Raw genomic sequence first — 14,480 nt, forward strand, 5'->3', positions numbered from 1 at the left:
TGGCTCCCTATCGCCAGTCTCCGATGAGTACGAACGGTGCCCATTGGAAGGACGACCGCGGCCCCACCTGACGGATCATCTCCCGCTGCGCCTGTTGGAGCGCGCTCGCTTTGTCGATCGTGCCGGTGTGGCGGTAGTGGTCCCGCAGATGCCGGTAGAAGACCGTCATCATTTCCCGGGTGGTGTGCGCGTCGACGGACCAGAGACTGGCGACGATCGACGCGGCCCCGGCGTAGAGGACGGCACGGATCAGCCCCACCAGCTCGTCGCCCGTACTGATGTCGCTCACCGCGCTCTGGCAGGCGCTCAGGCACACCAGCTCCGCCCGCAGCTCCATGTTCATGATGTGGCGGGCCGTCATGACGTCTGCCATGGGCCCGGATGCGGATCCGGGGTCCTCGTCGGCGAGCAACAGACCGGAGGAGAGCGGGTCGAGGCTGTTGAAATAGCCATGGCAGGAGAAGTGGCAGATGTCCTTTCCTCGGCACAGCCGGGGAACGTCATCCACCCGGAGAGCGTCGGACACGATCGCCTCCGCGCCGAACAGGCGCGCTACTTCCCGTGCCTCCTGTTCGAAGACGACGCCGAAGGCGGCACAGGACTCCAGTTTGCCCGTCCCTTTGGCCGGGTTCTGGGCGAGCGGGAGCAGACCGGCGGTCGGGGTGTAGGCGACAGGGTGGGCAGCGGCTAGAGCTGGGGCGGAGCCGAAGGGCAGGGCATGCAGCGGCAGGCCGTGCAGGGGCCCATGGGGTACCAGATAGACGAGGTCGCCGGAGCGGACATGTGGGGCGAGCGGCTCGGTGAGGGAGGTGGACAACCTGGTCCAGCTCGCACTTCCCGTGTTGCGGTAGTCCACGACTTGGCGCTGGAAGTCACAGCAGCCCTCGCTCAGTTGCCCGGGCGTCATGGGCGGGGTCGCGACGCGGACGCTGTCCCACTCGGCTCGCAGGAAGAAGAGGGTCAGCCGTTCGTCGCTGAGGAAATAGTCGACGAGCAGGATGGGCCGGCGCTGGGCCGCCAGCCACGTACGCACTTCCGCCACCGTCGACGGTGTTCCGCGACGCAGCGACACATAGTCCGGGTCGAATGCCGTCATTTCCGTGTACAGGGCGTCGAGCCGGTTGCGTACCGAGGCGGTCGTGGCCGGGAAGGAGCCGGGGGCGCGGGACGTGCTGCGGAACCGGTCGGCTCGTAGGCGCGACAAGCACTCCTCTTCCTCGCCGAGGAGTTCGGCGAACCTGCCGGTGCGCGGAGCCACCGGTTGCAGGGTCGTCGTTCCCGCCATCTCCAGCAGGGCACGGGATTTGGCTCGCTGAACGAGCTCGAACGCCTCGTCGTAGCATTCCCTGGCGACGAGAATGTCGACGAGCCTGCCATAGGGCCGGGCTTTGTCGCGGACGAAGTTGACCCGGTACCGATCGGTGAGCGGCACGTCGCACCGCGCTGCCTCGATCATGCGGACCGATTCGGAGTAGCAGGCTTCCGCGACGGCCGGGTGGTTCTGTTCCTGCCGCAACAGCCCGAGCTTGTACGACGCGTCGGCTGCGGACTCGAAGAACTCGGCTCCGCGGGAGACGCGCAGGCTGTCCTCGAAGGCCTGCGCGGCTTCGTCCTGCAGGTCAAGAGCGTGGTACAACGACCCCAGATTGGCGAGCACCACGGCCGTACCGAGTTCGTCGCCCACCGCTTTTTTGCGGGCCAGTACCTCGGTGAGGATGTCGATCCGGCGGGGGTTCTCCTCGGGGGGCAGGAAGTTGGCGAGGTCCGTCATGACCTTCGTCCGGCCCAGCTGGCCGTTGATCTCCTGGTACGTCGTCTCCGCGCGGTGGAGAAGGCGGGTTGCCGTGCTGGAGATCCAACCGTCGATCGGCGTGGAGGCGAACGTGGGGTCCATGGAGACGAACGTGTGCTGGAGCGCGACCAGGTCTTCCGCACGGGGCTTGCCGAACCGGCCTTGTCCGAGGCGGCCGAGGAGAACGCCCAGGGCGTGCAGTGTCGCGGCCTCACCGCGCCGGTGCCCCAGCAACCGGCAGTACGCCCAGGCCTGATGGTGGTTGGTGAGTGCCGCTTGTACGTCGCCGAGATACGCGTATGTCATGCCGAGCATGTGATGGGCCGAGCCGCAGTCGGCCTGTTGCTCCCGGCTCGTCCCGCCCTCGCAGAGCCGAATCGCCTCGCGCAGCGACTCCAGGGCCTGCTCGGGCCTGCCGAGCAGCAGTTGGTACTCGGCGCGCGTGATGAGCCAGGTGGGCCGTCGGCCCCACTCGGAGTCAGGGCTTGTATGGCGTAAGGCGCGGTCGCACGCTGCGACAGCCGACTCGAGGCGTCCCCGCCCGCGTTCGGCCTGGGCGAGCGCGGACAGCGCGGAGGCGGTCTCCGCCCGCAGGTTCCGCTGTTCGAAGTGGCGCAGAGCAGCACGGGCTTGTCCGGCCGCTCTGTCGACGTTGCCCGTCAGTACGCCGAGATGGGCTCCCAGCAGGTCGAGGGCGGCGGAGCCCTCCGCCGTCGGCGCGAGGGCGTGTGCGCGGTCCGCGACGGCGTACCAGCGTTCCGCCTCGGCCAGCGCATCCCGGTCGATGTACTCCTCGTACCGGGCCCCGCCCGCAGACGGCAGCGTGAGCGCTCCCGGCTCTGCCTTGTCGCCCCGCGGACCGACGCTTCGGTCCGTGCTCAGGAATGCCCCCTCGGCCAGTGCGTGGCTGACTTTCGTCGCCAGGCAGGCGCGGGACAGGGTGACGAGGTCGGAAACGACGACTTCGTCGCCCGATGTCCTCGACGGCAGGAGATCGATCAGGATCTCCGCGTGCGGCAGGGCGCTGCCGGTGTCTCCACGGGCGGCATAGGTGCTTATCACGAGCGGGAGCAGGGGAAGCGCACGCTCGATTTGGCCTGCGCTGAGGCGGTGCCGGATCGCCTTGTCGAAGAACTCCAGCGCCTGATCCATGTCTCCCCGGGCGCTGAGGAGGGTCGCGATGTCCTGGCAGGTGGGACCGAGCAGCGCGTCGCCGCCCTCACCTGCTTCACGGAGCACCTCGACGGCTTCCTTGAGGGCGGTGAGCGCCTCGTCCCTGCGGTCCAGACGCACCATGGCGTCTCCGACAAGACTGAGACAGCGGCCCAGCTCGACCATGTTGCCGACCGACCGCCACAGGCGGGCCGCGGCGCGCAGTTCCGTCGCAGCCGTTTCCGGCTGCCGCAGAGCGAAGGCGAGACGACAACTCTCCAGCCGGCACCGGGCTTCGAGCTCCTCGTCCCGAAGGAACACGGCGATACGAAGACTCACGCCCAGGAGGCGCCGGACTGCCGGAACGGCGATGTCAGGGGGGATGGGGGTCTCATCGGAGAGCAGGCGGCGGATCTCGGTGAGGCTTTCGTCCACGAGCTGCGGGGTCACGTAAGAAGGGTGGTTCCCCAGGACCCGGTCGATGTCCGCGTCGCTCTCCGCGTCCCGAAGAGCCTGCCCGAACCGTTCCGTCTCGACGCGGTGGGACGTCATCTCGTCGTACCACCGCTGCAGGGTGCGCGCTTCGTCCTCACGGCCCAAACCGTGGATCTTGGGGATCAGCGCGGCAAGCCGCTGCCTCAGGTGCGGATCGGCCATCAGCCGTGCTCCGAACCGCTCCAGCGTGCCGTTCCACTCATCGGGGCCGCGGACGGCCAGGACGGCCCGAACCAGCGCGGAGAGCTCGTCACTCATGAGCGACCGGACCCTCCTCCGGCTGGATCAGCAGTTCCGTGTACCGTGCCGCCGCTTCCAGATGCTCGCGGACCGTCGCGCCGACGAGTCGGATGATCTCGTCACGCTGCTCGGAGAGGAACGTCCTGGCGAACTCCGCCGCGGCGGTCTCCTCCGTGGAGTCCTCCGCCGTCTTGGCACGGATCTTGCCGAGCAGATGCCGTTCGCTGACAAGCTTGCGCAAGGGGCCCGGCATCCTGCGGGTCCTGGCGTACCTCATCGCCTCTTCCTTGCCGCGTACCGCGGCGATGACGAGGACGACGACGCCGACGACGGCGGCCACGGCGGCTCCCACCGGGTTGAGCGAGACCCCGACGGCCACCATGCCGATGACTCCCGCCACGTAGGCGACCGCACCGACGGCTGCCTTCCCGATGGTGTTGAGATTCTCCACGGCCAGGTCGGAGTACGAGCCCACGGGCGAGGCGCTGCGCGGGACGAACGGCCGGGACAGGCTCAGGGCCCCAGGCGGGATGTCCCATGTGCGGCAGATCTCGGCGGTCCGGGTGTCCACCAGGGCACTGACACGCTTGCTCCAGTCTTCCGCTTCGGACTCGACGCGGCTGCGGAAGGCGCGCGAGGACAGGTACTTCTCCCGGGTACGCGCCACCTCCGTCTCGATGTCCGACACCAGATCAAGCTCTCCGTTGCGCCAGCGCAGGACGGCGGGGATGACGTGTTCCTCGACGAGGTTCTCGGTCATGATCGTGCCGAGCGTCTTGGCGAGTTCCGGAAGCTTCTCGTCGACGATGCTTTCGATCCGCCCGGAAGCCGCGAAGTCCTTGAGGTCCTTCCGGAAACCCTCTACACGTGTCCGGGTCCTGCCCGCGATCACCAGTCCCTTGGCGATGGCGTACTGGGGCTCGGCGCCGAGGACCACCCGGCTCTCGCCGAAGACCTCGCGGGCGATGTCCTGTGCGAAGTGCATCCGGGAAGCCCCGCCGGTCATCATGACGAGGTCCGGACCGTCGTCGCCGAGCGCGGCCTTCACCCTCTCGAGGTCGTCGCGGAACGCTTCGCGCCACGACGCCCCGTTCAGCGCGGACAGCGGAGCGTTCGTGATGTCGTCCAGCACATCGGACGTGAGCCGGATATCCACATCGATGCGCTCGCCCGCGGATGTCCGGACCTCTTCCGTCCTCCGCGCGATGGTGAGGTCGGGTTCGAGCGGGTCCACCTCGGTGAAGAACTGCTCCTTCAAGAGCCTGCAGCGGAACTCCAGATGCGCTCGGGAACCGGGCTCCTCCAGGGCCTCCAGCAGGCGATCCCGGTCGTTGTGGCCCTCGACCGTTCGCCGCATCAGCTCCTTGTCGATCAGGGAAGCGCCGAGCGTGTTGTTGCCCGTGTCCAGCGGGCGCGCGGAGAGTCCGGTCACGATGGTGTAGTCCGCCGTCGACGACCCGAGGTCGATGACCACGGAGGTGAGGCATGCGACCGTGTCGCCCTCCAGCAGACCCAGCGGGTTGGGCAGGTCACGCGACTCACGCCCGTACAGCAGGGCCGCCCGCGACTCCGGAAGGACCTCCACCTCGCCCGGACACAGACCGGCCAGCAGATCGCGGTACGCCTCCCGCTGCAGCGTGCTCCAGCCCGACGGTGTACCGAAGAGCCAACGGGTGGGCGTATCAGCCGAGATGACGATCACGTCGTGTGGTGCGTCGTCCGTCTCGGGCATGCCGATGAGTTCCCGCACGACCTGGCTCACGAAGAGCTCAATCGCTCGTCGGGTACGGCCACCGTCTTCGAGGTCGGCGCTCTTGAACGTGGAGTGGAACTCCAGCACCCTTTTCCTGGGCCGGGGGGCGAAGCAGCGACCACCGATCACTGTGCGGGTGGGATGTTGCCGCGACGAGTCGGTGAGCAGCGCGACCGCCGTGGGGTAGGACTTACCGCTGTGTGGCAGTTCTGCTACTCGCGGCTCGTCCCTGGACTCGGACCAGGCGGCGCAGATGGCTGTCTCGCCGTGCCCCAGATCGAAGCCGATCAGCAGTACCCGCCCGTCACCCGATGCGTGGCTGGTCATGAAGGCGTGTCACCTTCTTCCTCTTCGTCGGCCTCGTCACCCCGCGCGCCGGCCGAGGAGAAACAGCGCACCTCGCCGGCCAGGACGCTGCGGTGTGCCCCGGTCGTCACCTCCACCGCGATCGCGGGCCTGAGTTCCTCGAGCTGCGGGGACGGGTCGTCGCCTGCGCCGTGAAATTTGAAGAGGTGGGTCTGTCGCTCGGGTTCGAGTTCCGGGTCGAAGTGGATGACCCGGATACCTCGCGTCTCCAGTTCCGAGCACAACCGGTCGATCGCTTCCCAGGCCAGTGCCTCATCGCGTTGCCGGGCAGCCCCGGCCAGGTCCTGGGCGAGCCTCATCAGCGATGTGTCCTTGTGCAAGGGCCGGGCCGGCGCCTCCGGGGGCTGCGGCGATCGGCTGAAGGCATCCTCTACGGGCCCGAGTGCCGCGCGTGCCGCCATCATCGCGGCTTCGTACAGTTGGGCGGCACGCGTGTCCTTGACCGGCGGGGGCTCGGAATCGGCGGCCGGGTGGCTGCCGTGAGGCCTCAGCCGATCCCTTACGTCTCCCAGTGCCTTGCCGATGAGGCCGGGGTGCTGGCTTCGGCGGTCGTCCAGCTGTTTTCCGGGGGCGTGCGTCACCGCCTGCGGGAAGACGGAGGGCGACACCCCTTCGAGCATCTTCTTGACAGCGACGATGAGGACGTCGAGTACGTCCAGGAGCTGCTCCCGAGCCTGCCGGCCGGCTCGCATCTCCTGGACTGCCTTGGTCCGCAGGGCCCACAACACGGAATCGACCGCCGTTGCGACCTCGTTCGGCCCGCAGCCCCGCAAGTCCCTGCCGGCCGGCTCGCAGTCGTCGAGGAGCCTGACCAGTTGCCCCTTGCCGATCATCGGTGGCTGCGGCGCGACCCGTGGTTCTGCGCGGTCCCTGGGAGGGCCGGTGCGACCGCTCCGCCCGGAGTCATGTTCCGTCATGCTTCCCCCTCATGTGTCAGAGCCCATACGTGGACCCCTGCTTGCGCCCCTACGACGAGCCGGTGCCCGTCTGATGTGAGGGCGACGGCCGTGGGATCTCCGGCCGTTGTCGCCTGGGCCCGCAGCCCCCGGTCATGGACGCTCCACACCCGCACACTCGCATCGCTGCCCGCCGCGGCCACCAGGGCGCCGTCGGGTGAGAGGGCCACGGCACGCATGCTGGGCCGATGAGTGGAGGCGAGGATCACGGACCATACGGAGGTGTCGTACACGTGCAGGTAACCCCGGCCTCCGGCTTCGCCACCGGCCACGGCCAGTGACCGGCCGTCCGGGCTGAACCGCACGGCGCGGACAGGCGCGGTGTGGGTGAGGGTGCGGGACCTCTGCTCGTCGTCGAGGTCGATGACGTGTGTGACACCCGAGCCGGACTCGCCGTCGTCACCACCGACCGCGAGTGTTCGGCCGTCCGGATGCACGGACAACGCCGCTGCCCACGCCGGAATCTCGGTGGCCGTATGTGTCCGGCCCGTGCCGGCGTCGATCAGCCGCAGTGATCCCTGGCCGCACGCGATGGCCAGGTACTGGCCTCCGGGCAGGAATTCCAGTGCCTGCGCGGCTCCCGGGAGCCGAGACGTCCATGCGGCGATCGCCGGATTCTCCGGATCCAGGAGCTGCACGGACTGTTCCCGCGACGAGAGCCCGAAAGCCAGGTGCGCGCTGTCCCGAGTCCAGGCAAGGGCGCGGACCCGTCCCCTCTCCGGACGGCGGCAGATCTCCCTCGTGGAGTGCGCGTCCACGACGCGTACGGTGCAGCGGTCTGGCGACTCCTGTTCCGCAACTGCCAGTCTGCGGCCGTTGGGGCTGCAGGCGAGTGCGGTGACCCGAGCGGCCCAGGAACGCACCATACGGGGACTGCCGTGCACCTCGGCAGGTGTCGGCGGGCGCAGGGACGTGAGGATCCAGTCGCCGGTGAAGAATTCCTGGTCCTCGCTCAGGTGCCGCTGGACCACCCGTCCCGGCTCCCGGGCGGACAGGTCGTGCAGCGCGCCGTCGACCAGCCGGACCCTGGCCAGCGTGGAGCCTGCCGAGTAGGCGTCACCGGGCTCCACGAGCCAGCGGCCGAGGACTGCCCGGTCACCGCGCGGCAGCGTCCAGCGCAGGGGCCTTACCAGATCGGGCGGTACGTCCGACGGTGTGCGCCGCGCCGCCATCCCGGCCGCCCACCGCGCTGCGCCCTCGACCACGGCGAGGACCGCATCGGCCGCCGGATGCAGCGGCCTCCCCATGCGGTTGGCGAGGTACGGGGCGACCACGGGCATTCTGCTGCCGCCGCCGACCAGGAGTATGCCGGTGATGTCGTCCAGGGTGAGATGCGCCTCGTCGAGCAGGGTCAGGCAGCAGTCAACCGTTCCGCGCAACAGAGGTTCGGTGATCTGCCGCAGCCGGTCGCGGTCGGCTGCCATGGGCGGCAGCCCCAGTGAGACGTACGCGCGAGCGCTCTCGGCCGCGGTCAGGCGGTGTTTGAGGGTGACAGCGGCCTGGGCCATGGCCTGGTCCATCAGGTCGCGTTCGTCAGCTCGGCCCTGATGCCCGGCAAGCCACGCCCTCGCTCGGGGGCGGAAGTCCTGGACCAGCGCCGCGTCCACCTCCCGGGCGCCGTGGTTCTCGGCCAGTCCCCCTTGGGCCAGTACCTTGGGCTGCTCGGCGTCCGCCATGCGGACCAGTGCCGCGTCGAAAGTGCCGCCGCCGAGGTCGTAGACGAGCACGACGTCGCCGTCGGCCCAGTGGCTGCCCACTGTCTGGGAGTGGGCGGCCGCAATGGGCTCTTCCAGGACCTCCACATCGATGAATCCGGCCAGTCGGCCCGCGTCGAGTGTCGCGGCCCGCTGCTTCTCGTCGGCGGAGACCGGGACCGTGATCAGCAGTCGGTCCGGGTCGAAGCCGAGCTGGCGTGCGGCGGAGCGCAGTTCTCGGAGTACCGCCGCGGCCAGTTCCACCACCGGATAGGACCGTCCGTCCAGGAGGACGGGCGCGTCGCTGCCCAGACGGGGCTTGAACTCTGTGAGGTACGCACGGGGGTTGTCACTCTTGCGGTCCTCGGCCGCCGAGCCGACGACTAACCGTCCCCCGTCGTCGAAGACGCTGGTGGGCCACCAGTCCCGGCCCGTCGAAGGGTCCTTCACCAGACGCCGTTCTCCTCCGGCCAGCAGGATCGACGACGAGGTGGTCGTTCCCAGGTCCACGACGAGTACGGCTTGCGCAGGCGGTCGCCCGGCGGGCTCCGGAGGCGGGGTCACTCCTGCTCCTCCAGCAACGCCCGGGCGGTGCGGACTCGATGACACAGCTGCTCGTACCGGCGCTCCATCACCTGGGCCAGGGCACGCCCGCCCGGCTGGTTCGCAACCGGAGATGTACGCCAGTGACCCAGCCGCTCCAGCGCCGTCCGCTCCATCTCCGCCAGCACGGTGACCGGGGGCAGCCCGAGACGTTCGGCGACGGATGCGCCCCGTTCGCCCATCGCCGTGCGCAGCTCCGCCGCCTCCGCCTCGGACAGGGCGATCTCACCCTCGTACCAACGCCTCAGCGTGCGCAGCTCCACGAAGGCGAGTTCGTCTCGTTCGAGATCGGTGATCTGTCGCAGGGCGTCCCGGACGGCGGCGCGGGTTCGGGGATCATTGCCGCAGACGTCCGGCCCGTCGACGTCCACGGCGTGGACCGAGTCGAGGATGCGGCCCAGTTTGATCAGGTCGCGGCGGCGGCCGAAATGCCGAACGAGCGCCTGGCGCAGCGCTGCCATCCCGCTGCGTCGGTCGAGCTCGGCCCTCAGGTCGTCCGGCTTGTCGACGCCTTCCCGGATCAGAGCGGTGGCCAGGAAGATCCCGTACGGGCTGAACCGCCGCACGAGCGGTGCCCGCCGCTCCGGGGGTAGCGGCAGGTCGCCGTAGGGGCTGGTGGCGAAGGCACGGTGCACGCGGAGGCGCTTCTCCAGCAGTCTGCGATCGGTTCGGGCGAGTGAGACCAGATCGGCGTACTCCTCGTCGCCCATGCCGGCGGCCGCTGCAGCGACCTTGCTGCACACCGGGTGCACATCGTGGAACAGACGGGACATGTCCGGGTTAGCGATGATCCGCTCGGCGGTTTTCCGTGCCGCCACCAGCGGATCGCCCACGGGACGGCCGGCTTCCCCCAGCCAGGCCAGTTCGACCTTGGTGATCACCCCGACGCAGGTGACCGGGGACAGAGTGAGGTCGTTGCCCCGGAAGCGGGCCAGCAGATCCGCGTCACTGCGGGACACGCCTGCGTTCAGGACGGCGAGTACCGCGTCGGCACGGCTGAGTTGGGCGGCGGTCGCGGCACTGACGCCTTCGGCGGTGAGCCCGAGAGCCGTGAGGGCCGCCAGTGCGTCCGCCTCGAACTGCGAGCCGAACCCCGGGGTGTCCACCAGGTCGAACCACCGCAGGTACGGGAAGGGGCCGTGGACATCCACCCACGCGGCATCCACGCAGCCACGGCCGTCGGGCGTGCGGGCGGTGAACCGTGCCAGTGACGTCATCGGGTGGTGCTCGGAGGGCCGGCCGTCCCGGAAGTGGACCGTGACGGCTTGTTCGTCCGCGTAGCGAAGGACGCTGACGGTGAAGGTGACGGGATTGAGGCCGGTCACCATCAGTTCGCCGCCGACCAAAGCGTTGACCAGCGTCGACTTTCCGGAACTGACGACTCCCGCCACTGCTATGCGCATCGGCGTATGCAGTGCGCGCCTGGCCTGTTCCAGCACGTGGCGGACGTGATCGGTGTCGGGGTCCGGCGGTATGCGGTGCAGGGCGAGGTCGAGCGCCCGCTCGGCTCGCAGCCGAAGGGGGGACCCGGTCGTCTGCGGACCGATGGGTACTGAAAACTCGGTCCGCACGGAGTCCGAGCTCAAGAGGCTCCCTGCGTCCGCAAGTCTTCGGCCAGTCGGTGGATGCGCTCCTGCAGCGTCAGCAGTGCGGTGCGGCGCTGCTCGGCTGCGGCGCGTTCAACTGCCCTGTCCTGACCGACGGCTGCGCGTGCGGCCGCGATTGCCCTCGCCGTGGCGGCGCATTCCGTACGGCGCTCCTCGATGCGACGACGCAAGTCCTCCGTCACTTGGCGCGTGTGGGCCTCGACGACCTCCGCGAGAGCCGTTTGGAGGAACTCCTTCTGCTCCGGTTCCCAGGACTCGAACGCCTGGTCAAAGGCGTGGACCCGTTCGCTGTGGGCGAGTTCACGGAGCCATCGCAGCTGCCCGGTGAAGGACAGCGTGGCGCCCACGACGCCGCCGACCACCCGTCCTACCAGTGCCGCAGGTGATTCGTACGGCCCCTCGCCCGCCTTCAGGACTCGGGTGACGCCCCGTTCGGCTTGCTCGGCCGGTAGGGCTTTCCGTAGAGCCACATCCCAGGCCACCTGTCCGAGCCGCCCACCCGCTTCCGCGCCCCGCCGGGCTCCCTCCGCCGCTGCGTCCAGGGCGACAAGCAACTCGGTGAGCAAGGGGGAGGAGGGTTCCGGCCGCCGGGTCCGTACGTCAGCCGGCGCCGTGGGCAGCGGTGGCGTGGTCAGACCGCCCGGCGCAGTGTCCCTCAGCTGAACCCTGGTCTGCGCTTCGAGCGCCTTGTGAACTTCGGCCGCCCGTTTCCGTACGAGCTGGCTCCACTCAGCGGTCAGCAGGGCCAGCCCCTGCGCCACACGGTCGAGAAGCAGTTGAGGGTCGTCGAGCAGCTCCTGTCGGCCGCGGTACGCGTGACGGAGCGTTCGCCACATCTCGGCTAGATCGGTGTCCACCCGCTGCTTCAGCTCGACGGTTACAGCGTTCATTTCCTCGGCGAGTCGATCCGGCCACACGGCGGAGCCGTCGGTCAGGGCGGCAGCTTCCTTTCCCTGGGCTTCGGCGGCCGCGGCGAGCCTCTCGTTCGCGGAGCGGTCCTCGGTGTTCATCACCCTCAGGGCCGCTTCCACCGGTGCCAGCAGCGACGTTGTCACTCGATCCAGTTCGGCGAGAGCCGCCTCCTGGAGCAGCCGGGCGCCGGACCGCGTCAGCGTCGGCCAGAGCTTTTCCTCCAGGGAGCCGAAGTTGCTCAGCTTGAAGTCCTCCGGGTCGCCCTCCGCCAGGTGGGCCAGGCGTAGATGGCTGGAGACCGGCACGACGGTCAGCCGCTCGGGGTCAAGTCGCGGTACCACCCGCAGCCGTGTCCGAAGGTCGAGTACGGCCGCTTCCGCGTCGGACGACTGATCGCACTTCGTGACGACGAAAAGCAGTCGGTCCGCGTGGGTCGATGTGTCCACTGCACGTGCGATCACATCGATGAACGCCAGCTCTGACGCGAGAAGGGGTTGGAGTGCGTCCGTGACGTACAGCACGACATCGGCCATGGGCAGCACGCCCAGGGCCGCGGTGCTGTGACTCCGGTACACCCCGCCGACGCCTGGCGTGTCGACGAGCAGCATTCCGTTCTCGAGTTTGGGGTTCGGCAGCTCGATGGACACCGCGGACACGCGGTCCGCGTCCGGTGCCCCGTATCCGTCCGCCACCACGGATTCGCAGAGATGGGAGCGGAGCTCCTCCCGGCTGATGCGGCGCTCCTCGGCACGGCGTTCCCCGCGCGTGGCGAGGTTGACGGTGATGACTTCCTCGGCACCACGGCGAAGGGTCGTGACGGCCCGCGTGGACATGTAGGAGTCGACCGGAAGCAGCCCTGGTTCCTCCAGCAATGCATTGATCAATGAGGACTTTCCCCGGCAGAACTCACCCATCACCACGAGAGTCGTCTGTTTCTCGTGCAGCCCGCGCTCCGCCTCGTGCAGGCGCTCAACGCTCGCTTGGGACCCCACGCTCAGCGCTGCCCCAACGACTTCCGGAAAGAGCGCCAAGATCTCCCGCTCGCGCTCGTCATGGCTGACCACCGACCGGCCCCCCTTGGCCCCCCAGGTCGGCCGCGGCGCAGTCACATGGGCTACCCACGGTCGACTCTTACCTGCCAGGGGAATATACGACCATTACGAGAAATCGCCAATGAAAGGCCAAAGGGTGGCATTCTGTGACATGACTGGTCGGTCGACGCTGGGTTTGCGGGCCTCGGTGAGGTGGGGGAGTCATCCACATGTGGAACGTCGCTTGTGCCCACGCTGACACCAGCTTCACTCGTGGTCGCACTGGGGACCTCCTGAGGTGTTCGCCTGCTTGAGGTAGGGCCGTCCGCCTGACGATCGCGACGTGTCTGCTGCCGCGTCACGTCTCTTGATCAGCCCTCGCTCTCCAGCGCAGGACCGTTCGCGTGCTTTCGGTGGGGCAGCCACGGCCTCGGACGCGTTCCGCGGCGAGGGGGTGTGGGCGACGTTCAATCGGGTGTCCAGGGCACGGACCGCGCTGGTCAGCGGTGTGTAGGTCTGGCCTCCGGTGAAGGGTGCGTCGTTGGTGAAGTGGCCGGTGAGGTCCACAACCAGGGCGGCGGTTCCGCTGGTGCTGTTGATGTGGGTGTAGAGGTCGATTTTGCCGTCGTTGCCGACGGGGCCTGCCTCTTCCGGTCCTCACGGCTTGAGCCGTTCGGCAGCCGGCGCCCGGAAACAGTGCGCACCGCACGGACCGCCGCCTCGAAGTGCTACCCCCGGAAACGGACCGGCGATAGGGGGTAACGTGACTGGGTGGAGCTGTTCCATTTGCGATATTTCGTGGCGGTTGCCGAGGAGTTGAATTTCTCCGCGGCGGCCCGCCGACTGCACATGGCCACCTCGCCACTGAGCCAGCGGATCAGGGACCTCGAGCGGGAGCTCGACCAGCGGCTGTTCGAGCGCGACACGCATCGCGTCTCGCTCACGCCCGTGGGTGAGGCGCTGCTGCCGATCGCCCGGAACGTACTGGATGAGATCAACTCCATTCCGTGGCGGCTGCGCGAGGTGACCCGGACCGAGCGCAGCACCATGTTCGTGGGCATCCCGCCCGGGGTGCACCCCGCACTCAGGTCGCTCGTCGACACGCTCGCCGAGCGCGTCAGCCAGACGTGCGAGCTCCTGCGCTGGCCCGGCAGCTCCAAGGCCCTGGTCGTCGGTGTGCGCGAGGGCAGACTCCCGTTCGCGCTGGTCCATCTGCCGATCAGTGATCCGGCACTGGAACAGCTCTCCGTCCTGTCGGAGCGGCTGGGAGCGTTGGTACCGGCCGATCGGTTCGCCGGGCGGGACTCCGTGGCGTTGACCGAACTGGCCGACCTTCGTTTCGTCGTCCCGCCCAAGGAGATCGGCCTCGCCTATTTCGATCAGCTCGACCGGGAAATGGCCGAGCTGGGTATCAAAAAACGCATCACCTTGACCGATACCGGGTACGGTGGAGTCGCTGAAATTGTTTCCAGCGGGATTGCCTTCTACTTCACGATAATCGACGCGGAAAGTCCTATGCACGGCTACGCGAAGGCGAACACGAAGGTTCTGCCGTTGACAGATTTCGAGCCGCGACTGGAGACCGCCCTGATCTGGCGCCGCGACCGGGCCCGCGGCGGCGACCTCGATGAACTCGTCGAAACGGCCCGCGAGGTCTTCGGCGCCCCGCTTCACCTCTGAACCGAGTGGCCTGCGCACGTGAGGCACCGTTTCCGCGCTCGTCGCCCAGGAATAACCCTCGAACGCCGGGGATCTGCGCCGCCTTTCACGGTTGAGACGATCTCCGCCAGGTCGCCTCGAATCGCACCCCAGTGGCCACCAAAATCGGTGTGACCGCTGCGGTCACACCGATATTAGCAACTCGATAATTCCGTGATCC

General features: G+C 68.6%; 7 protein-coding genes. 1 reads left to right on the plus strand and 6 read right to left on the minus strand.

From position 1 onward, the window contains the following. Positions 1–7: 7 nt before the first annotated feature. Genes OG798_RS38190 through OG798_RS38215 form a run of 6 tightly spaced genes read right to left on the minus strand, consistent with a single transcriptional unit; the run spans position 8 to position 12,484 of the window. Positions 8–3,697, minus strand: coding sequence for a CHAT domain-containing protein (locus OG798_RS38190; protein ID WP_328758419.1), 3,690 nt, complete (start codon positions 3,695–3,697; stop codon positions 8–10). Continuing rightward, positions 3,690–5,759 carry an Hsp70 family protein gene (locus OG798_RS38195; RefSeq protein WP_121414799.1) on the minus strand — a complete coding sequence of 690 codons (2,070 nt, stop codon included), beginning with the start codon at positions 5,757–5,759 and terminating at the stop codon, positions 3,690–3,692. The genes OG798_RS38190 and OG798_RS38195 overlap by 8 nt, the downstream gene beginning before the upstream one ends. Further along, positions 5,756–6,715: a hypothetical protein gene (locus OG798_RS38200; protein WP_328758421.1), complete on the minus strand. Its 960-nt coding sequence runs from the start codon at positions 6,713–6,715 to the stop codon at positions 5,756–5,758. Before OG798_RS38200 ends, OG798_RS38195 begins: the two co-directional genes overlap by 4 nt. Then, a complete protein-coding gene (locus OG798_RS38205; protein ID WP_328758423.1) occupies positions 6,712–9,012 on the minus strand; it encodes an Hsp70 family protein in 2,301 nt (766 codons plus the stop codon). The genes OG798_RS38200 and OG798_RS38205 overlap by 4 nt, the downstream gene beginning before the upstream one ends. Continuing rightward, positions 9,009–10,637 (minus strand): dynamin family protein, encoded by a 1,629-nt coding sequence (locus OG798_RS38210; protein WP_097224565.1) that lies wholly within the window; start codon positions 10,635–10,637, stop codon positions 9,009–9,011. The genes OG798_RS38205 and OG798_RS38210 overlap by 4 nt, the downstream gene beginning before the upstream one ends. After that, on the minus strand, positions 10,634–12,484 hold the full coding sequence (locus OG798_RS38215) for a dynamin family protein (protein WP_328760126.1): 1,851 nt from the start codon (positions 12,482–12,484) through the stop codon (positions 10,634–10,636). The genes OG798_RS38210 and OG798_RS38215 overlap by 4 nt, the downstream gene beginning before the upstream one ends. An 888-nt stretch (positions 12,485–13,372) precedes the next feature. Here OG798_RS38215 and OG798_RS38220 point away from each other — a divergent pair. After that, the gene (locus tag OG798_RS38220; protein WP_328758426.1) at positions 13,373–14,281 is read left to right on the plus strand and encodes a LysR family transcriptional regulator; all 909 of its coding nucleotides are present in this window, start codon (positions 13,373–13,375) and stop codon (positions 14,279–14,281) included. Positions 14,282–14,480: the final 199 nt, after the last annotated feature.

Origin of the sequence: Streptomyces sp. NBC_00271 (genome assembly GCF_036178845.1) — a bacterium.
Lineage (GTDB): Bacteria > Actinomycetota > Actinomycetes > Streptomycetales > Streptomycetaceae > Streptomyces.

Coding starts and splice junctions, on each gene's coding strand:
- OG798_RS38215 (WP_328760126.1), bottom strand. CDS start 12,484: ATGGGTGAGTTCTGCCGGGGAAAGTCCTCATTGATCAATGCATTGCTG.
- OG798_RS38200 (WP_328758421.1), bottom strand. CDS start 6,715: ATGACGGAACATGACTCCGGGCGGAGCGGTCGCACCGGCCCTCCCAGG.
- OG798_RS38190 (WP_328758419.1), bottom strand. CDS start 3,697: ATGAGTGACGAGCTCTCCGCGCTGGTTCGGGCCGTCCTGGCCGTCCGC.
- OG798_RS38195 (WP_121414799.1), bottom strand. CDS start 5,759: ATGACCAGCCACGCATCGGGTGACGGGCGGGTACTGCTGATCGGCTTC.